16 protein-coding genes, 1 tRNA gene and 1 pseudogene are annotated in these 18560 nt (G+C 73.0%); 7 read left to right on the top strand and 11 right to left on the bottom strand.

From position 1 onward, the window contains the following. The first annotated feature begins 40 nt into the window (after positions 1-40). On the top strand, positions 41-697 hold the full coding sequence (locus ACZ6S5_RS18970; RefSeq protein WP_466002054.1) for a 4'-phosphopantetheinyl transferase family protein: 657 nt from the start codon (positions 41-43) through the stop codon (positions 695-697). A 75-nt stretch (positions 698-772) separates the two neighbouring features. Then, positions 773-1798, top strand: coding sequence for a DUF4352 domain-containing protein (locus ACZ6S5_RS18965; protein WP_466002052.1), 1026 nt, complete (start codon positions 773-775; stop codon positions 1796-1798). Positions 1799-1891: 93 nt separating this feature from the next. Here the strand turns inward: ACZ6S5_RS18965 and ACZ6S5_RS18960 are convergent, their stop codons facing one another. Continuing rightward, entirely contained in the window at positions 1892-2764 is an 873-nt protein-coding gene (locus ACZ6S5_RS18960) for a dihydrodipicolinate synthase family protein (protein ID WP_466002050.1), read from the bottom strand. A gap of 71 nt (positions 2765-2835) precedes the next feature. Here ACZ6S5_RS18960 and ACZ6S5_RS18955 point away from each other — a divergent pair, with 71 nt between their 5' ends. Together ACZ6S5_RS18955 and ACZ6S5_RS18950 are read left to right on the top strand one after the other, a co-directional pair. Beyond that, on the top strand, positions 2836-3717 hold the full coding sequence (locus ACZ6S5_RS18955; RefSeq protein ID WP_466002048.1) for a LysR family transcriptional regulator: 882 nt from the start codon (positions 2836-2838) through the stop codon (positions 3715-3717). Positions 3718-3950: 233 nt separating this feature from the next. After that, positions 3951-4145 (top strand): general stress protein CsbD, encoded by a 195-nt coding sequence (locus ACZ6S5_RS18950; protein ID WP_466002047.1) that lies wholly within the window; start codon positions 3951-3953, stop codon positions 4143-4145. 86 nt (positions 4146-4231) lie between these two features. Here the strand turns inward: ACZ6S5_RS18950 and ACZ6S5_RS18945 are convergent, their stop codons facing one another. Further along, positions 4232-5911, bottom strand: a complete 1680-nt coding sequence (locus tag ACZ6S5_RS18945; protein WP_466002045.1) for a YncE family protein — start codon at positions 5909-5911, stop codon at positions 4232-4234. 512 nt (positions 5912-6423) lie between these two features. On the opposite strand from ACZ6S5_RS18945, the gene ACZ6S5_RS18940 reads away from it, so the two are divergent. After that, positions 6424-6930: a YcnI family protein gene (locus ACZ6S5_RS18940; protein WP_466002043.1), complete on the top strand. Its 507-nt coding sequence runs from the start codon at positions 6424-6426 to the stop codon at positions 6928-6930. Between the two features lie 278 nt (positions 6931-7208). Here ACZ6S5_RS18940 and ACZ6S5_RS18935 read toward each other — a convergent pair whose 3' ends face one another. Both ACZ6S5_RS18935 and ACZ6S5_RS18930 read right to left on the bottom strand, forming a co-directional pair. Next, positions 7209-8519, bottom strand: coding sequence for a low temperature requirement protein A (locus ACZ6S5_RS18935; RefSeq protein ID WP_466002041.1), 1311 nt, complete (start codon positions 8517-8519; stop codon positions 7209-7211). Between the two features lie 19 nt (positions 8520-8538). Beyond that, positions 8539-8855: pseudogene (locus ACZ6S5_RS18930) on the bottom strand (response regulator transcription factor); the annotation flags it as partial. A 96-nt stretch (positions 8856-8951) separates the two neighbouring features. Here ACZ6S5_RS18930 and ACZ6S5_RS18925 point away from each other — a divergent pair. After that, positions 8952-9944 (top strand): phosphotransferase family protein, encoded by a 993-nt coding sequence (locus ACZ6S5_RS18925; RefSeq protein ID WP_466002039.1) that lies wholly within the window; start codon positions 8952-8954, stop codon positions 9942-9944. Then, positions 9887-11407, top strand: coding sequence for an MATE family efflux transporter (locus ACZ6S5_RS18920; RefSeq protein ID WP_466002131.1), 1521 nt, complete (start codon positions 9887-9889; stop codon positions 11405-11407). Before ACZ6S5_RS18925 ends, ACZ6S5_RS18920 begins: the two co-directional genes overlap by 58 nt. Positions 11408-11454: 47 nt before the next feature. Here the strand turns inward: ACZ6S5_RS18920 and ACZ6S5_RS18915 are convergent. The 7 genes from ACZ6S5_RS18915 to ACZ6S5_RS18885 all read right to left on the bottom strand — a co-directional run bounded on the left by ACZ6S5_RS18915 (position 11455) and on the right by ACZ6S5_RS18885 (position 18529). After that, a tRNA-Ala gene (locus ACZ6S5_RS18915) sits at positions 11455-11528 on the bottom strand. A 165-nt stretch (positions 11529-11693) separates the two neighbouring features. Then, on the bottom strand, positions 11694-12248 hold the full coding sequence (locus ACZ6S5_RS18910) for a dihydrofolate reductase family protein (protein ID WP_466002037.1): 555 nt from the start codon (positions 12246-12248) through the stop codon (positions 11694-11696). 100 nt (positions 12249-12348) lie between these two features. Then, a complete protein-coding gene (gene sepX, locus ACZ6S5_RS18905; protein ID WP_466002035.1) occupies positions 12349-13131 on the bottom strand; it encodes a divisome protein SepX/GlpR in 783 nt (260 codons plus the stop codon). A gap of 180 nt (positions 13132-13311) precedes the next feature. Continuing rightward, the gene (locus ACZ6S5_RS18900; RefSeq protein WP_466002129.1) at positions 13312-13950 is read right to left on the bottom strand and encodes a GNAT family N-acetyltransferase; all 639 of its coding nucleotides are present in this window, start codon (positions 13948-13950) and stop codon (positions 13312-13314) included. Further along, positions 13950-15263 carry a molybdopterin molybdotransferase MoeA gene (locus ACZ6S5_RS18895; protein WP_466002034.1) on the bottom strand — a complete coding sequence of 438 codons (1314 nt, stop codon included), beginning with the start codon at positions 15261-15263 and terminating at the stop codon, positions 13950-13952. Before ACZ6S5_RS18895 ends, ACZ6S5_RS18900 begins: the two co-directional genes overlap by 1 nt. Next, on the bottom strand, positions 15260-16213 hold the full coding sequence (locus ACZ6S5_RS18890) for a UTP--glucose-1-phosphate uridylyltransferase (RefSeq protein ID WP_466002032.1): 954 nt from the start codon (positions 16211-16213) through the stop codon (positions 15260-15262). Before ACZ6S5_RS18890 ends, ACZ6S5_RS18895 begins: the two co-directional genes overlap by 4 nt. 9 nt (positions 16214-16222) lie before the next feature. Then, positions 16223-18529: a diguanylate cyclase gene (locus ACZ6S5_RS18885; protein WP_466002030.1), complete on the bottom strand. Its 2307-nt coding sequence runs from the start codon at positions 18527-18529 to the stop codon at positions 16223-16225. Positions 18530-18560 lie beyond the last annotated feature (31 nt).

The following is an 18560-nucleotide window of genomic DNA, read 5'->3' as shown; positions in this document are numbered from 1 at the left end:
GCCATGTCCCGGCGTTACACACTGCGGTACGTTCACCCCCGTGCGTGACCTTCTGCCGCCGACGGTCGTGGTGGCGGTGGCCGGCCCCGACGACTGGTCCGGCGAACTGCTCACCGCCGAGCGGGCCTGCCTGGAGGACCGGGCGGTGGCGGGCCGGCGCCGGGACTTCACCGCGGGCCGGGTCTGCGCCCGCCGGGCCCTGGCCGGGCTCGGGCTGCCGCCGGCGCCGGTCCGCTCGGCGCCCGACCGGTCGCCCGTCTGGCCGCCCGGGGTGGTCGGCACCATCACCCACACCCGGGACTACTGCGCCGCCGCCGTCGCCCGCGCCGCCGAACTGCGCTCCGTCGGCATGGACGCCGAACGCCACCGGGAGCTCACCCCCGGCGTACGCCGGAAGGTCTGCCTGCCCGAGGAGGAGGCGGAGCTGGCACGGCTGCCCGCCGGCCTCCCCTGGCCGACCGTGCTGTTCAGCGTCAAGGAGACCGTCTACAAGGTCTGGTGGCCGGTGGCCGGAACCTGGCTGGACTTCCACGACGCCCGGGTGACCCTCGACCCCGACGCGGGCACGTTCACCGCCCGGATCGCGCCCGCCCGGCTCGACGCCGCACCGGCAACCGATCGTCCGGCGTCGATCGCCGGTCGGTTCGCCGTGGACACCGATCTGGTACGCAGCGCCGCCGTTCTGGCACCCCGGTGAGGGCCGCGCGGTCGGCTTGCCCAGTGCGGGTACCGTCAGTCCGACTGAAGATCTTCGAAGGTGCCAAGGAGTACGGTGAGCCACCCTCAGCCTCCGTTCGGACCGCAGGACCCGAACCAGCAGCCCTCGGAACCGCCGACCCAGCCGTTCCCCACCGCGCCGATGCCGCCGGTTCCCGGCAACCCGTACGCGCCGCCGCCGGCTGACCCGTACGCGCCGCCGCCGACCTCGGGCACGCCGTACCAGTCGCAGCCGCCGACCCAGCCGGATCCGTTCGCGCCGCTGCCGCCCGCCTCGGGCGCCCCGTACCCGCCGCAGCCGCCGACCTCGGGCGCGCCGTACCCGCCGCCGGCCGCCCCGGGTGGGGGTTACCCGCCGCAGCCGCCGACCTCCGGCGCGCCGTACCCACCGGCCGGACAGTTCCCGTCGGCACCGGGTGGGGCGTACCCGCCCGCGCCGGGCCAGCCGTTCGCGCCGCCGGCGAAGAAGTCCAACAAGGGACTATGGATCGGCCTCGGCGTCGGGGCGCTGGTCCTGCTGCTGCTCTGCTGCGGCGGCGGCATCTTCGCCATCTACAGCGGAGGCAAGAAGGCGCAGGAGGCGATCGACAGCCTGCCCACCACGGCCCCCACGTCCGCGCCGTTCGACACCCCCACCCCGGAGGAGTCGGGCTCGGCGCCGGACACCCAGCCCACCGACGGCGAGACCTTCAACATGAAGCCGGGCGACACGCTGATCATCAACGACGACGACGGCACCGTCGAGATCACGCTCCGGAACTTCCGCACCAAGACCGATTCCTGCCAGGAGTTCATGCCCGGTCCGAAGAAGGGCATGTTCCTGATCGCCGACGTGACCGCCAAGGTCACCAAGGGCACCGGCTCGGTCAACCCGTTCTACTTCCGGTGGAAGGGCGCGGACGGCAGCGAGGAGAGCGGCATCTCCGGCGCCTTCTCCGGCTGCGGCAAGCTGCTCAACTCGGGCAACAACCTGCCGGCCGGCACCACCCGCACCGGCCAGCTCGTGCTCGACGTCAAGGACAAGAACGGCGTGGTCGAGTACCAGCACAACTTCCAGCCCGCAGGGTCCTGGAAGCCCTGATCCGAGACGCCCCACGACGGGGGTCGGTCCCACCCGGGACCGGCCCCCGCCGGCGTTTCCGGATCCGGTGCCGCGGCAGCGGGCGGTCCGCGTTCACGCCGGGACCGCCGCGAACTCGTCCGCGTACCGGCGGGCCCGTGCGGTGACGGCCGGGGTGGCGGGCAGCAGTGGCGGGCGGACCGCCGGCGTCGGGATCCGGCCCCGGGCGTGCAGCACCGCCTTGATCACCGCCGGGTTGGGCTCGGCGAAGAGGGCGCGCGAGAGGGTGGCCAGCCGGTGCCCGAGCGGCCGGGCGCGGGTGGCGTCCCCGGCCCGCCAGGCCGCGATCAGCGCGGCGAAGTCGGCCGTGGCGACGTGCGCCGAGGCCAGGATGCCGCCGTGTCCGCCGAGGGCGAGCAGGGGCGAGACGTACGCGTCGTCGCCGCCGAGCACGGCGAAGCCCGGGGGTACGTCGGCCAGGAAGGCGATGGTGTCCGCGTCGATCCCGCCCACCGCGTGCTTGATTCCCACGATCCCCGGGATGCCGGCCAGCCGGCACAGCGCCCCGGCCGAGAGCTCCTGCCCGGTCCGGTACGGCACGTGGTAGACGACCAGTGGCACCGGCGAGGCCTCCGCCAGCCGGGCGAAGTGGGCCAGCACCGCCTCCTCGCCGGGCCGCAGGAACGGCGGCACCAGGCAGAGCGCGGCCGTGACGTCGCCACCCAGCCCGCGCAGCGCCTCGACGGTGTGCGCGCCGACCAGGAGCGCGGCCCGGTGTTCCCGGCAGACCCCGGCGACCACGTCGAGCACCGCCCGCCGTTCCACGTCGCTCAGCGCGTGCGGCTCGGCGGTGGTGCCCAGCGCGACCAGGCCGGTGGCTCCGGCGTCCAGCGTCTCGTGGGCGAGGGCGGCGAGCGCGTCGCGGTCGACGGCGCCCCGCTCGTCGAAGGGCGTGATCAGCGGTACGTACAACCCGTGCAGCGTCATGCCTCCAGGCTGCGCCGGAGGACCGTGAAGAACCAGTTCCGATTGCTCAACGGATACGTAAGCTGGACTTCATGCTCGACGTTCGCCGCCTGCGGCTGCTGCGGGACCTGGCCCGGCTCGGCACCATCGCCGCCGTCGCCGAGGCGCACACCTACACCCCGTCCGCCGTCTCCCAGCAGCTCGCCGCCCTGCAACGGGAGGCCGGGGTGGCGCTGCTGGAACGGGCCGGCCGCCGGGTCACCCTCACCCCGACCGGGGAGGCGCTGGTCCGGCACACCGAGGTGGTGCTCGCCGCACTGGAGGCCGCCGACGCCACCCTCGCCGCCGCCCGGGGCGGGCTCTCCGGCACGGTACGCATCGGCGCGTACCCGAGCGCGGTGCGTACCCTGCTGCCGCCGGCCCTGGTCGCGCTGGCCCGCGACCATCCGGCGCTGGACCTGATGGTCACCGAACTGGACCCGGTCGACGTGCCGGACGCGCTGCGCGACCGCCGCCTGGACGTGGCTCTCGCGCACGACTACGACGTGGTGCCGACCGCCCCCGATCCCGCGCTCGACTCGACGCCGCTGCTGGCGGAGACCGTCTACCTGGCCGTGCCGGCCACGATGGCGGCGCAGACGCTGGCCGACGTCCGGCAGGCGGACTGGATCCTCGGCAGCCCCGGCACCCTGTGCCACGCGGTGGCGCGGCACGCCTGCCAGCTGGCCGGCTTCCCGCCGACCGTCCGGCACCACGCAGACGACTTCACCGCGATGCTCGCCCTGGTCGCCGCCGGGCAGGGGGTCGCCCTGGTCCCGGAGCTCGCCGTCGGCCGGCCCCCCGAGGGCGTCCGGCTCGTCCCGCTCGACCTGCGCCGGCGTACCCGGATCGCGTACCGGAAGGGGGCGGGCGACCATCCGGCGGTGGCCGCCTGCGTCGCGGCGCTGTGCGCCGCCGCCCGCGAACACGGGTGAACCGTGAGCTGTTCGGTGTGATCGGTGGTTCCGCCGCGGCTCGCCGTGGCCTACACGTCCGCTACGCTGCCGTCCTCCGCCCCGGCCGCGGGGAGGACGCCCGCCGGTCGGCACAGGAGGAGGTCGAGCTGACCGCGGCCCTTCGCGGCTGACCGGCGGGGTTTTCCCCCGCCCTCGGCGGGGACGCGGGTCAGGAGCGGTATCCCGATCGCCCACGACGGCAGGGAGGCGACATGAGCTCCATCGAGCGGTCGAAGGACAACCTCGAGCAGGTGGCCGGCCCGGCCCGGGCCCGGATGGGCGACATGACCCGGGCCGAGCGGGCCGAGGCGGAACAGGTGATACGGCAGGACGAGATCCGGGGCGAACAGCCCGGCGAGCACGTCCAGAAGGACGCCGGGGACGCCCGGGACGACTTCACCACCTGACCGCCGGGCGCGTCGTTCGAGCCGAACCCGGCCAGGGCGACCAATGTCGGTCCTGGCCGGGCCGGGGCCCGTCGTTCCCGAGGTCGTCAGTAGCCGCGGAACCTCCCAGGCTTGACCAGGAAGGTGTACGTGAGCCGGGAGGTGGCCTCGGCGGGCGCGTACCGGTGGTCACCGGCGAAGCTCGCGCTGAACGTGACCCGCCGGTACGTCGGGTAGGTGGCGGTCAGCCTGCCGTAGGCGTCCACCGTGCCGCAGGTGAGCGTCGTGCGGGCCCGGCCGTAGGGCTGGGCGTACAGGCAGACCGTCCGGTTGTTGTAGGTGGTGCCCAGCTGCGCGGTGACCACCGCGCCATGGCTGCGACCCGAGGCGGACACCTTCGTCGTGGCGCTCAGTGCCGTGGCGGCCCGCGAGACCTGCACGGTGACCGACTGGCTCGCCCCCGGATGGGTGGCGTCGCCGGGGAAGGTCACCGTGTAGGTGTTGGCCGCGCCGACCTGCGGCGTGTCGGGGAAGGTGAAGGTCCCGTCCACGTTGGTGGTCACGTCGGGCAGCGGGTGGCTGCCGGCGAGGTCCTGCTTCACCACCCGCAGCTGCCACGGCGTCGACCCGGGCGTCCCGGGGAAGCCCAGCGACCCGCTGACGGTCAGCTTGGTGGCGCGGGGGCTCGTCGCCGGCGCGGCGAGCAGGAGCGACGTGCCGGTGCCGTTGAAGTCGGTCAGCCGGCGCAGCGCGGGGTTCGTCCCGTCCGGGTCGGTGGTGACGACGTAGAGCGTGCGGCTGTCGGCGCTGACCGCGAGCCCCTGCCGATGGAGATGGCTGCCCGGCGGGACGAGGTACCGGCGGACCAGCGTCCCGTCCGGGCGCTCGACGTGGATCGCGCCGCTCTGGCTGGCACCGACGATGACGTGGGCACCGTTCGGCGAGGTCGTCACGGCGGTCGCCCAGCTCCCCGACGGATAGCTGCCCGCCGGCGACATGTCCGTCGTCGAGTACGCGACGTGCTCGGTGGCCACCACTCTGGAGTTCGTCTCCGGGTCCCACAGATAGGTGCAGCCGAGGATCACCTTCTCCGCCGTCAGCGCCGCGTTGTGCAGCCCGGTGCAGGTCTCGCCGGGCAGGGACGCGATGTGCGACGGCGTACCGGACGAGACGTCGTAGAGGATCGGCCGGCCCGAGATGGCGAACGAGACGCTGGACCGGTTGACCAGGAGCAGCAGGTTCGGGTTGGCCGGGGTGCCCCGCAGCAGTGGCGGGTAGTAGTACTCGCCGTCGAGCGGCAGGTCCAGGGTGATCGCCGGCGCCGCTCCGCGCAGGTCGAGCGAGCCCAGCTTGCCCTTGCCGAACTGGCAGCCGTGACCGATGTAGAGCTTCCCGCCGGCCGGGGCCAACCAGGTGGGGCAGGTGAAGCTGCCGAGGCTGTAGCGGCGCTTCTCGGTCAGCGTGGTGGTGTCGATCGCGGCGACCGCGTCCGCGTCGGCGAGGGCCACGTAGAGCGTCGCGCCGTCCGGGCTCAGCGCCATGCCGCTGGCGCCGGGCAGGTCCGGGATCGTCCGCTGCGCGCCGCCGGCCAGGTCCGTCACCCGGACCCCCGACCGCTCCCGTCCCAGGCTGAAGAAGAGCTGACCGCGTGCCGAGTCGACCAGCATCTCCGTGTACGTGTCGACGCCGAGCCCGGTCGCGCCCTCCGCGTACGCCGCGCCGGAGCCCAGCGGCGCCACCACGCCGAGAGCGGCGCCGAGCGCCGCGACCATGAGACGTGCGAACATCTTGACCCGCATGCGGCCCTGCCCCCGTCGAGAAGGATCGGCGGTCGCGCGCCGAAACTTGGGACGGAGCCTAGAGGCAACGCTCGGCGCCGGGGAAGCCAGCTCGGGGAAAGATCAGCCGTGTCGGCCGGGTGACGGACCGACCGTCCGACCCGGATGGTCCCCGAGACACGAGACGGCCTCTTGTCCGGGGCGGCCGGGCTGAGGGGCTTCGGACCCTTGACCCCTAGCCGTGAACCGGCGGCATCGTGGTGTGGGCCGGCTGATTCTGGGGTCGCCCGCCGCCGCCGGCCGCCGGCGGAGCGCAGACGACGTTTCTGCTGCTGAGGGTCCATCCCGCCGGGCGGTGGAACCGGTCGGCGGGGTGCGGACCGGGCCGCTCGTGATCGTTCGCGGCCGGCGCAGCAATCTGCGCGAAGACGCGACCGCGAGCCCTCTGCATGCTGAGTCCGGTGCCGGGCCGGGCGGACGGGCTGACGGCGACGAGCATCCCGAGCCTCTGGAGGAGACGAGTGATCAAACTGATGCGACGTGCCGGGGTCGTCCTGGTCGCCGCCGCGGTGGCGATCGGTGTCGCCGCGGTGCCGGCCAGCGCGCACGTGGTGACCACGCCCAATACCGCGGACACGAAGTTCTTCCACACCGCGTTCCGGGTCGGGCACGGGTGCGCCGGCTCGCCGACCACAGCCGTACGGGTGCGGATCCCCGAAGGTCTGCACCTCGTCACCCCGGATCCCGTACCCGGGTGGGAGGTCCAGGTGACCCGGGCGGTCGGCGAGGGCGAGGGCTTCGGCCGGATCGTCGAGGTGGCGTGGATCGGCGGACCGCTGCCCGACCACGACGTCCAACTCTTCGGCCTGGGCTTCCGGATCGACGAGAAGGCGCCGGAGGTGCTGTGGTTCCCGACCGTCCAGCAGTGCGAGGTCGGCGAGAGCGACTGGGTGCAGATTCCGCCCAGCGTGGCCGAGTGGCACAGCGTCCCGAACCCGGCCCCCTACGTGATCAATACCGCCTGGTGACGAGCCCGGCGGACCAGCGGCTCCGGATCGAGGTCGACGACGACGGATGGACCGGCATCTTCACCATGGCCACCTCGCCGGAAGCTGTATCGCGCCGGCGGCTTCATCGAGGCGAGCGAGTATCAGTACCGGGTTCAGGCGCCCTGAGCTCCGCTCACAGGCGTGGTACCGGTGGGGTGCCGCTTTTCCACAACTAGCCTGGTAGCAATTGCGACCAACGCCCTCACCGCGATGGTGGTGACCGCCAGGCCGGGGGCCCCAGCCGGCGTCAGCTGGATCTAGATGACTGGGGACGGGGCCTCCGGTGGGCGGCCGGCAGCCTTCCAGGCGTCCGCGAGGGCGACACCAAGCAGTACAACGGCGGCGGCAACGGCGGCGAGCAGTGGCGGGCCGAAGGCCAGCGGCGGTGCCAGCAGGACCAGAGCGCCGATGCCGACGAGCCGGCGTACGGCGAGCCGGTTGAAGACGCTCCGTTCCAGCCGGATCCGGCCGAGCAGGAAGACCGCCGGCCCGCCGAGGATCATCGCGAGCCAGGCCGCCCGGGTGCGCCCGTCCGGATGGGCCAGCACGTCTTCCGAGCCCGCGGCGATGAAGACGATGCCGAGCACCATAAGCACGTGGGCGGCGCCAATCCTCCGGCCGAGCGCCGCCCGGTTCGACGACATCTCTACGGCCTCGGCCAGCACCTGGCCGGCACGATAGAAGTAGATCCGCCACAGCAGCACGGACGACAGGAATGTGATCACCAGGGCCGTAGTTGCGGCGAGCGTGGTGTGGTGGTGGGTGTAGGTGAGGCCTATCGACACCACCGTCTCGCCGAGCGCGATCAGCAACAGTTGCTGGTACCGCTCAGGCAGGTGTCTGGTGCTGGCCATCCCCCACGCGCTGATGGGCCAATGGCGCTTGCCGGGTATCGGCCAGTTGAATCGCGCCGCGACCAGGTCCACGGTGATGGCCACCGACCACAGGGCGACCCGGTAGGGCCCGTGCATCACCGCCCCCCAGAGCCAGACCACGCCGGAGGCGGTGAACCCGATGGCCTGGCGGGTGTAGAGGGCCCGTATCGCCTCATGCTCTCGCAACAGCGGCCGGAGCAGCAACGGGCGTCCGACCTGAAGCAACACGTACGGCACGGCGAAGGGGCCGCCGTGCGCGACGAACGCGTACGGCAGGGACGTCGACATGATCAGCAGACCGAACGCGCTGACCAGGACCATTACCTGAACGCGCCCGCAGCCTGGACTGAACCGGCTGGTGATGTACGCGGTGGTTGTCCACAGCCAGAGCAGCGGCAGGGCCAGAACGACCGTGTACAGCAGCGACAGCCAGCGCAGGCGCACATCGTCGGAGAGAAGGTCCGGCACCACCCGACTGACGACGCCGATCAAGGCGAAGACCAGCACCAGGTCGAAGAACAGCTCCAGGAAGTTGGCCTGCCGGGATTCCTCCTCACCGCGCAGGACGCTCCTGGCCTGCACCGACTCAGTCCGTCCCACCCGCCCATGGTCGCCGGATGACTGTTTTCCGCGCACCGATTCGCTCATTTCACCGTCCCGGGATGGTGACGGCTTGCTGCCCGCTCCGCTCACCTGGCAGGAACCTCACACCTCAGGCCGAGCCGGGGGCGATCAGGCCGGATTCGTACGCGGCGATGACGGCCTGCACGCGGTCACGCAGAGCCAGCTTGCTCAGCACATTGCTCACATGTGGCTTCACGGTGTGTTCGCTGACCACGTCGCGGCGGCGATCTCCGCGTTGGACAGGCCCCGAGCGAGCAGCCTCAGGGTCTCCCGCTCCCGCGCGATCAGCGCCTCAAGGCCTATCGCTGGTGACGGGTTACGCGGCCGGCGTGCTGTCAGGTCGGCGATCAGTCGCCGGGTCACCGCCGGCGCCAGCAGCGAATCCCCGGCGGCCACCACCCGGACACCCGGCGTGGCAGCTGGCTGTCACTGTTGCTGGGAGCGCTCTCTTGTCTACCGTGCGAGCCAGCCCGACCAGACGAGGCGAATGCGTGAGGACCCATGGAGAGCATCACCAAGAACCGGCAGTCGGCCGCCACGCTGCACGCGATGATCGCTCGCGCCTACGGCGCCGACCAGGTCCCGCACGAGCAGAGCGAAGGCTGGGTCAGCGAGCTCGGGCACGGCTGGTTCAACGTCGCGTACCGCATCCGGCTGCGGGACGGCCGCCTGGTCGTCCTCAAGATCGCACCACCGCCGCATGTCGAGGTCATGACCTACGAGCACGGTGCCATGTCCATCGAGCTCGCCGCGCTGGAACTCATTCGCAAACACACCAGCGTGCCCGTGCCCGCCGTCGACTACGCCGACCGTAGCCACGAACTGTGCGACGCCGACTACTTCTTCATGCCCTACATCGACGCGGACAACCTCGGCATCGTCAAGGACACCCTCCCACCCGGCGAGCTCGACGCGTACAACGAGGCACTCGGCGCAACCACCCGCGAACTCAACAGTATCCGCGGTCAAGCGTTCGGCCCCCTCGCCGGACCCGGCGATCCCAGCTGGCGCGCCTGCTTCACCCGCATGATCGGCGACGTCCTACGCGACGGTGAACGCCGCGCCGTCGACCTGAGCTACGACTACAGCCTTATCCGCGACATCATCACCGCCCACGCGGACTGCCTCGACGAGGTCACCGAACCCCGCTTCGTCGAATGGGATCTGTGGGACAGCAACGTCATGATCCGCGACGGCCGCATCGTGTGCATCATCGACCACGAACGCGCCTTCTACGGCGACCCGCTCATCGAAGCCGGCTTCACCGCAACCGACCTGACCGCCTTCGGCGACCCCTCAGCATTCACCCGCGGCTACGGCCACGCTGAATTCAGCGACAACCAGCGGCGACGCCGCAGGCTGTACACCCTCTATCTGATCCTCATCATGATCATCGAAACGAATTATCGCGGCCACGCCGACACCCGCCAGTACGACTGGGCTCGCGAGCGCCTGCACGAGGTCATGGCCCTGTTCGGCAAGGACGCCCGCTGAAAGCGGCCACCCGTCCGGTCGAGGGCGCCGTCGCGCTCGGCCGCCACCCGATCGGGCGGCTGCTGTGGCACACCTGCTCCCAGACCACCCTGTCAGTCGGCGTCTACGGGATCTATGCCCTGACGAACGCCTGGTTCGTCGCCCGCGGCGTCGGCACCGACGCCATGGCCGCGGTCAACCTCGCCGCCCCCGTTCTGATGATCCTCGGGGCGGTGTCGACCACCGTCGGCGCCGGTGGTGCTTCGCTCGTCTCGCGCCGCCTCGGCGCCGGCGATCCCGCCGCTGCCGCGCGCGCCGCCGGCAACGCCTTCGCCGTCTTCTGGACGGCCGCCGCCACCATCACCATCACCGGCCTGCTCGCCCTCGAGCCGCTGCTCACCGCCCTCGGCGCGCAGGCCGCCACCCGCGGCCTCACCCGCGACTACACCGTTGTGCTGCTCTGCGGGGCGCTTGTCTCCACCGGCTTCTCCAGCCTCATCCGCGCCGAAGGCCGCCTGCGGTACGCCACCTTGCTCTGGCTGATCCCCGTCCTGGTCCAGATCACCCTCGACCCGCTGCTCATCTTCGGCCTCGACATGGGCGTCCGCGGAGCCGCACTCGGCACCGTCGGCGGCCAAGCCGTCTCCGCCGCCATGAGCCTCTGGTTCTTCTTCGCCCAACGCGAGCGTCCCTACCGCATCACCGCCGGCGACCTACGCCCGCACGGCCCGACCCTACGAGCACTGATCGGCATCGGCGCCCCGTCGTTCCTCGCCGGCTTCGGCGCGACCCTACTCGCCGTGCTGGTGAACAACGTCCTCGCCGCCACCGCTGCCGGCGCGACCGCCCTCGCCGCCTACGCCGTCTGCGCCCGCGTCCAAACCTTCGTCACCATGCCGCAGATCGGCATCAGCCAAGGACTGCAACCCATCATCGGCTACAACGCCGGCCGAGGGCTCACCGACCACGTCAACCGAGCCCGCACACTCGCCCTGCGCGCCACCCTCGGCTACGGTGCGTTCGCCGCTCTGACCATCACCCTGCTCGCCGGGCCGCTCGTCGCCGTCTTCACCCACGACACCGCCGTCACCCCGACCGCCGAGCACGCACTCCGCATCATCACCCTCGGCATCGCCGCCGCCGGAGTCACCCCGCTCGCCTCGGCCTACTTCCAATCCCTCGGCCGGGCCACCCCGTCATACCTGCTCTCCGCCGGCAGCCTCGTGCTCGTCAAAGCCCCCCTCGTGCTGGCAGCCAGCGGCACCACCGTCACCGGAATATGGATCAGCATTGCCATCGGCGAAGCCGCCTCCGCACTCGCGGCATTCGTCCTCCTGCGCTACACCCGGCGGAGTTCATGCAGCGCCGGTCGGCGCCGACGGTTTCGTACTCTCCACCGCCATGGGGAACCTTGCTGCAGCAGCGCTGGGGCCGTGTCACTGGCCAACGACGTTGCAGACGCTCTCTACCGTCTCAGCCCGTAGATCGAAAAAGGCCGTCTCCCACCACGGGAAACGGCCTCTGAACTGGGTGGAGCTGAGGGGATTTGAACCCCTGACCCCCTCGATGCGAACGAGGTGCGCTACCGGTCTGCGCCACAGCCCCTCCGCTGGCGAACCAGCGTCGGTCCCACCCGGCTTGCACCGGGCGGGCCGGCGACAAGGCTAACAGGTCGCACCCCTCCCCCGCGAACCACCCCACCGGAGGAGGGGATCATGGAAGGAAAAGGCCCCGGAGGGGCCCAAACCTCCCAAGGTCTCGAAGCGGCCCCTACGCGGGGACGTAGGCGAGGTTGAGGACGCCGCTCTTGAAGGTCTCGGAACTGATCAGGCGCAGCGGGCAGGTCGGCGTCTCCTCGAAGAGCCGCTGGCCGCTTCCCACGGCGATCGGGTGGACCAGCAGGCGCAGTTCGTCCAGCAGTCCGTTGGCCAGCAGCCAGCGGACCGTGGTGGTGCTGCCCGACATGGCGATCTCCCCGTCGGACCGCTCCTTGATCTCCCGCAGCCGCGCCGCGACCTGCTCCGAGCCCCCGGACAGCAGGGTGCTGTTCCGCCAGGTCGCCTCGGTGAGCGTGTTCGACAGGACGTACTTCGGCACGGAGTTGATGAACCCCGCGAAGCCGCCGTCGTCGCCGTCGGCCCGGTTCGGCCAGTACTCCGCCCACTCCTGGTACTGCCTGCGCCCCATCAGGAATGCCGTGGCCCGCTCCACGCCGTGGCCGACCGCGGCGCCCATCTCGTCGTCGAAGTAGGGGAAATGCCACTGGTCGGGCCGCTCCACGACCCCGTCGAGCGAGATGAAGAAGTTCGACACGATCCTGGCCATGATGTGCTCCCTGTGCGTCGGTGGCGGCCGGCCCGGCGCCGGCCCTCACCAACCCGTCGAACGACCATCGCCGGATTCGACAACCGGCGGACAGGAAATTTCAGGCGCCGCGCCCGGACTGGTAGGGCCGGCCACGCAGACCACCTGTCCGCCGGTAGGAGACCGAGCCGCCGCTTGCCGCCGGCGGCAGGTCCGCCGGCCGGTCCAGGCCCATCGCGGTACGCCGGACCGCCTCGCGCTGGGCGGCCAGGCGTCGCTGCGCCTCCCGCCGGGCCGCGGCGCGCCGGGCCTGCTCACGGCGCACCTCGGCCTGGCGGGCGGCCAGCCAGGCCGCCTCCCGGGCCTCCGCGCGCCGCCGCCGGCGCTCGGCCAGCGCGCGCTGCCGCAGGTGTACGACGTACGCCACGAGCAGGGCGCCGGTCACCGAGACGCTGATCCAGAACCCGGGGCTGACCAGCACCACGCCGATCAGCTCGACGAAGTTGAGCAGCAGCAGCGCGGCGAGCACCCGGCGGCGGCGGTAGACCGCCGGGGTGTGCCGGCGCTTCGCGGGGTGCCGTCGGCGGGACTTGGCCGGGGCGGGCGGGACGGACCGGAGCCGGCCGGAGCGGCGGCGCGCCGGGGGCGCGGAGACCGGGCGGGCAAGACTCCCTGTATCGGCATCTTCACTGAGAGTGACGACGAGGGATCGGGGCGGGTGCAGCGGTCGCCGCCCGGGCACGGTGCGCCGGCGACGGCGGCGCTGGAGCACCCGTGCCGTCGACTGCGCCCGCTCCGCCACCAGCCGCTCCGTGGCGTCGTACCGGCGGACCAGCGCCGGCGCGAGGGCGAGCAGGCCGGCGGCGGCGAGGACGGCGAGGAGCACCGAGGTCGGCACCCTCACCCCTCCCGTCACCGAATTCGGGGCTAGCGCCGCTCGGCCGCAACTTGTTCCGTCGCCCGTCGATTACGGCGCAGATCGTGCGGTCCCCGCAGCGCTTGCCACAGCTTGCAGTTACTTGAGGTTACGGGCCGCCGACCCAGTTCACCCGGATGCCGCGCCGGGCGTGGCGGGTGGGACGGTTCACCCTCGACTGTCACGTACGCGGTTCCACCGCGCCAGGAGGCCGCCGTCGGCGGCCACTTCCTCGCTGGTCATCGCGTATCCGATGTGGTCGCGCCAGGCGCCGTCGATGTGCATGTACCGCACGTGGTAGGCCTCCTCACGGAAGCCGAGCTTCTCCACCACCCGCCGGGACGGGGTGTTCTCCGGGCGGATGTTCACCTCGATCCGGTGCAGCCCACCGGGGCCGAAGGCGTGGTCCACCGCGAGGGCCACGGCGGTGGGGATCACCCCGCGACCGGCCACCCGGGGATCCACCCAGTAGCCGACGTACCCGGAGCAGAACGCCCGACGGACGATGCTGCCTACGTTGAGGTGGCCGACCAGCCGTTCCCGCCCGTCCTCGCGCAGGCACACGGCGAACGGCATCCCCTCACCGGTCCGCGCCGAACGCCGCTGGTCGGCGTGGACGAACCGGAACGCGGCGGGCGAGTTCACCTCGTCCCAGCTGCCGGGCAGGTGGGACTCCCAAGGGGACAGCCAGGCCCGGTTGGCGCGCCGGATCTCCGACCAGGCGGCCGCGTCCGATCGCTTGTACGGCCGCAGCACCACCGGACCGTCCACCAGCACCACCGGCCAGCCGGGCGGCCGTCGGAACATCACCGGCGCCGGTCCAGCAGGAGGACGTCCACAGTCGAGCCGGCGGCGGCGGTGGTGACCCGCTCGCCGAGGACCAGCAGGCCGTTCGCCTCGGCCAGGCCGGACAGGGTGAACGGGCCGCCGGCGAGCGGCTGGACCGTGTACCCGCCGCCGCGCCGCTCGGCCACGTGCGCCGGGCGGAACTCGCGCAGCCCCGCCGGGGACGAGACCGTCTCCAGCAGGTGCGCGCGGACGCTGGGCCGGAACACCGGCTCGGCGCCGGCCAGCAGCTGGATGGCTGGCCGGGCCAGCACCTCGAAGCCGATCAGCGCCGCGCCGGGCTCACCGGGAAGACACACCACCGGCACCTCCTCGGCGCCGACCGTACCGAATCCGAGGGCCGTTCCGGGATAGAGGGCGACCTCTGTGAAGGTGACCGGCCCGGCCCGGCCGCCCTCCCGGCGGGACAGGATGCGCCGGACCATGTCGCCGGGACCGGTGCCGGTGCCGCCGGTGGTGATGAGCAGGTCGGCCCGCAGGGTCTGGTCCTCGAGCAGGCCGCGTAGCCCCTCCGGGTCGTCGTCGCAGATCCCCACCCGGTACGCGAGCGCGCCCGCCTCGGCCGCGGCGGCGGTCAGCGCGTGCGAGTTGGCGTCCACCACCTGGCCGGGCTGGCTGCCCCGGCCAACGTCGACCAGCTCGTCGCCGGTGGCCACGATGACCACCCGCGGGCTGGGCCGGACCACCACGTGCCCGATGCCGGTGGCGGCGAAGACGGCGACCAGGGCCGGCGAGACGTACGTGCCGGCGCGGGCGAGCAGGGTGCCGGCGGGCAGCTCCTCACCGGCACGACGGACGCCGTACCCCCGCTTGGGGGCGCGGAAGATCTCCACCGCGGCCATGCCCTGGTCGGTCCACTCCACCGGCACCACCACGTCGGCGCCGATGGGCAGCGGCGCCCCCGCGGCCACGGAGAAGCAGGAGCCGGGGGTCAGCCGGACCGGTCGCCAGCTCGCCGCGCCCAGGTCGCCGACCACGTTCAGACGGATGCTGCGGCCACCGGGAATACCGGAGGGGGCCGGGACGTAGCCCGGCCCCCGGCTCCCTCCGGAGATGTCCTCCCAGCGCGCCGCGTACCCGTCCACGGCCGCCTGGTCGAAGGCGGGGAACGAGTGCGGTGCGACCACGTCCTCGGCGAGGACGTTGCCGTACGCCTGGGTGAGGTCGAGGTCGAGCGGAGGCAGCGCGCGTAACCTGCGCAGCACGCTGCCCAGGTAGTCGGCGAGCGGCGTCAACTCGTTCGCGGCCGCCTCGGCGTCGGCCGTCGCGGTCATGTATTGGGACCGCCCGACGCGTCGCTGTTGACGAACTCGGCCAGCCACTTGCGGAACTCGGGGCCGAGGTCCTCGCGCTCGGTGGCGATCTGGACCACGGTCTGCAGGTAGCCGAGCGGCATACCGGTGTCGTAGCGGGTGCCCCGGTAGACGATGGCGTGCACCGGCACCCCCTCGGTGCGCAGCAGCTCCATCGCGTCGGTCAGCTGGATCTCGCCGCCGCTGCCCGGCTTCGTCCGCTTGATCGCGTCGAAGATCCGCCCCGGCAGCACGTACCGGCCGAGGACGGCGAGGTTGCTCGGCGCGTCCTCCGGCTTCGGCTTCTCCACCAGGCCGGTGACCTTGACGACCTCGGCGATGTCGCTGAACTCCGCCTCGGCCGGCTCGACGGAGGCGATGCCGTACCGGGTGGTCTCGGCCGGGTCGACCTCGAAGAAGGCGAGCACGACGCCGCCGGTACGCGCCTGCAGCTCCAGCATGGCCGGCAGCAGCGGCTCGGACGGCTTGACGAACTCGTCGCCGAGCAGCACCGCGAAGGGCGCGTCGCCGACGTGGGCCTCCGCGTACCCGACCGCGTGGCCCAGGCCGAGCTGCTCGGGCTGCCGGACGGTGTAGATGTCGGCCAGGTCCTCGGTGCGCTTGACGGCGGCGAGCAGCTCGGGCTTGTTCGCCAGCCGCTCCTCCAGGTCGGGCCGGCGGTCGAAGTGGTCCACCATCGCGGTCTTGCCGCGCCCGGTGACCAGCAGCACGTCGCTGATGCCGGCCTGGGTGGCCTCCTCGACGATGTACTGCAGCACCGGCCGGTCGACGACCGGCAGCAGCTCCTTCGGGACCGCCTTGGTGGCCGGCAGGAACCGGGTGGCCAGGCCGGCGGCCGGAATGACGGCCTTGACCGCGCGGGAGCGACCGGTCGCGGCGGCCGCTGAGGGGTTCGCTGAGTGCTCCGACATGTCGCGAGACTATCGGCCACGGGTCTGCCGCGGCGGGTGAGGACCGGAAGACGCGCCGCCGTGACCCGCTCCGGCGGGGTCCGGCGCGCCCGCCCGGGGCAGTCCGTCGGGCGGACTGACCGTGGCAGCCACCACGGGTATCTCCCGGGTGGAGGTCGGGTCCGGGGGCTGGGCCAGCCGGTAGCCGTCCCGGCCCGCGGCCTTGGCCGCGTAGAGGGCGTCGTCGGCGGCGTCGAGGACCTGCTGGCCGGTGGCGGCGTGGTCGGGGTAGACGGCGATGCCGATGGAGACGGTCACCGGCACCCGCACCGCCTCGCCGCCGTGTCCCTCCACCGGCACCGGGTGGTCCCGGACCACCGCGCCGAGCCGCTCGGCGACGATCGTCGCGCCCCGGGCGTCGGTCTCCGGCAGCAGCACCACGAACTCCTCGCCGCCCTGCCGGAAGGCCAGGTCCATCTCGCGGATCTCGCCGCGTATCCGGCGGGCGAACTCGATCAGGACGGCGTCCCCGGCGGCGTGCCCCCAGGTGTCGTTGACGTCCTTGAACCGGTCGAGGTCGAGGGCCAGGACGCTGAGCATCCGGCCGAACCGGTTGGCCCGTTCCACCTCGCGCCGGATCGACTCGCGCAGGTAGCGGTAGTTCCACAGCCCGGTGAGCGGATCGGTCAGGGAGAGCCGCTGCGCCTCCTCGTGCACCCGGACGTTCTCCACCGCCACCGCGGCGTGCCCGGCGAAGGTCCGCAGGGTGACCAGGTCGTCGTCGTCGAACTCGGCGTCGCCCACCCGATCGTAGAGGGCCAGCACCCCGAGCGCGCCGGCGCCGGCCGGGGCGGCCGACGGCTCCGGGTCGCGGCGCGGCACGGGACCGGCCTTCATCCGGTCCGGAGCACCGCCGAGCGGCGCGGAGGTCGCATCATGGCCGCTGGCCGAGTTGGAGTCGTCGGCCGGCGGGTGCCCGGGCCGGTCCGCGCCGCGGCCGCCCAGCTCGGCCGCCCCGGGCGCGGCGAAGGGCACCGCCACGTACGTCTCGCAGCTCGGCTCGCCGGTCGGGGCCCGGGCCGGGTCCCACCGGCCGCACAGCGGCTCCCCGGTGGCGGCCACCGTGCCGACCACGCCGGTGCCGACCGGCACCCGCAGCGCCGCCGGGTCGGCCCCTTCGTCGGTGGGCCAGCGCCCGTCCAGCCCTTCGACGCACCGGCCGACGAGCACGCCGTCGCCGTCGACGAGCAGCACCGCGCCGGCCCGGGCGCCGGTCGCGGCGATCGCGCTGTGCAGGATCACCCGCAGGATGCGTTGCAGGTCGTGGGTGCTGGCCAGGGTGTCGCCGAGCACCGCCAGGTGCCCGCGCAGCTGGTCCCGGCTGGTGGTCAGGGCGGCCACGTAGCTCCCGGTCTCCCGGGTCATCCGGTTGAACGCGCCGGCCAGCCGGCCGATCTCGTCCCAGCTGCGCACCGGCACCCGCGCGGTCAGGTCGCCGTGCGTCACCCGGTCCACCGCCCCGGCGAGTTCGACCAGGGGACGGGTGGTCACCCGGGCCAGCCGCCAGGCGGCCACCACGGCCAGCAGCGCGGCCAGCACGACCGCGCCGACCAGGGCGGCGTAGAGGTCCGGCGGGCGCTCCCCGGGGACGGAGAGGACCAGCGGCAACGGCTGCCCCGGGGACGGTCCGACCCGGCGCACGTACCGGCCGTCGGTCTCGACGACCCGGTCCCCGTCGACGGTTTCGGCGGCGGCCAGCACCGCCTCGCGTACCCCTCGGGTCTCGGTGGTGTGGGTGACCCGGTCGGTGCCGGCGGTGTCGTCGAGGAGGGTGACCGCGACGCCGGTCACCGCGGCGAGCCGGGCGACGAAGGCCGGGTCGACGGGCTGCGCGGCGGCGACCGTGCCGAGGTCGGCGCCGGCGGGGTCGCGGAGCTGGACCCGGGCGGCGAGCGCCCGGACCGGGCCGGCGGCCGGCGGTTCGCCGGCACAGTCCCGCCAGGGCCCGACCGGGCTGCCGGGGGTGGCGTAGCTGGTGCCGCCGGCGGTGTCGGTGACCTGGACGGCGGCGGCGAGGCCGCGGCCCACCACCTGGTCGGCCGCGCGGGGTCGGGCGGCCGGGTCGGTGACCAGCGCGACCGCGTCGGCCGCCGCGCGGAGCTGCTGGCAGAGGGCGTCCACGGAGGTACGCACGCCGGCGGCGGCCAGCCCCAGGCGTTCGGTGGAGCGGCTGCGGTCGAGGGTGGCCATGGTCGAGCCGACGAAAAAGGCGCCGAGCAGGACGGGGCCGAGCACCACCGCGAGGAAGGCCGCCGTCAACCGCCCGCGTAGCGTCAAGCTTCCCCCCGGAAGTTCCGCGCCCCTTGTT

Source organism: Micromonospora sp. NPDC051924 (assembly GCF_055586005.1).
This window is presented reverse-complemented; position numbering and strand designations above follow the sequence as displayed.

Excerpts from the sequence above, each read along its gene's own strand:
- ACZ6S5_RS18960 (WP_466002050.1), bottom strand. The coding sequence starts at position 2,764 with ATGACGCTGCACGGGTTGTACGTACCGCTGATCACGCCCTTCGACGAG.
- ACZ6S5_RS18955 (WP_466002048.1), top strand. The coding sequence starts at position 2,836 with ATGCTCGACGTTCGCCGCCTGCGGCTGCTGCGGGACCTGGCCCGGCTC.
- ACZ6S5_RS18950 (WP_466002047.1), top strand. The coding sequence starts at position 3,951 with ATGAGCTCCATCGAGCGGTCGAAGGACAACCTCGAGCAGGTGGCCGGC.
- ACZ6S5_RS18945 (WP_466002045.1), bottom strand. The coding sequence starts at position 5,911 with ATGTTCGCACGTCTCATGGTCGCGGCGCTCGGCGCCGCTCTCGGCGTG.
- ACZ6S5_RS18925 (WP_466002039.1), top strand. The coding sequence starts at position 8,952 with ATGGAGAGCATCACCAAGAACCGGCAGTCGGCCGCCACGCTGCACGCG.
- ACZ6S5_RS18910 (WP_466002037.1), bottom strand. The coding sequence starts at position 12,248 with ATGGCCAGGATCGTGTCGAACTTCTTCATCTCGCTCGACGGGGTCGTG.
- ACZ6S5_RS18900 (WP_466002129.1), bottom strand. The coding sequence starts at position 13,950 with ATGTTCCGACGGCCGCCCGGCTGGCCGGTGGTGCTGGTGGACGGTCCG.
- ACZ6S5_RS18895 (WP_466002034.1), bottom strand. The coding sequence starts at position 15,263 with ATGACCGCGACGGCCGACGCCGAGGCGGCCGCGAACGAGTTGACGCCG.
- ACZ6S5_RS18890 (WP_466002032.1), bottom strand. The coding sequence starts at position 16,213 with ATGTCGGAGCACTCAGCGAACCCCTCAGCGGCCGCCGCGACCGGTCGC.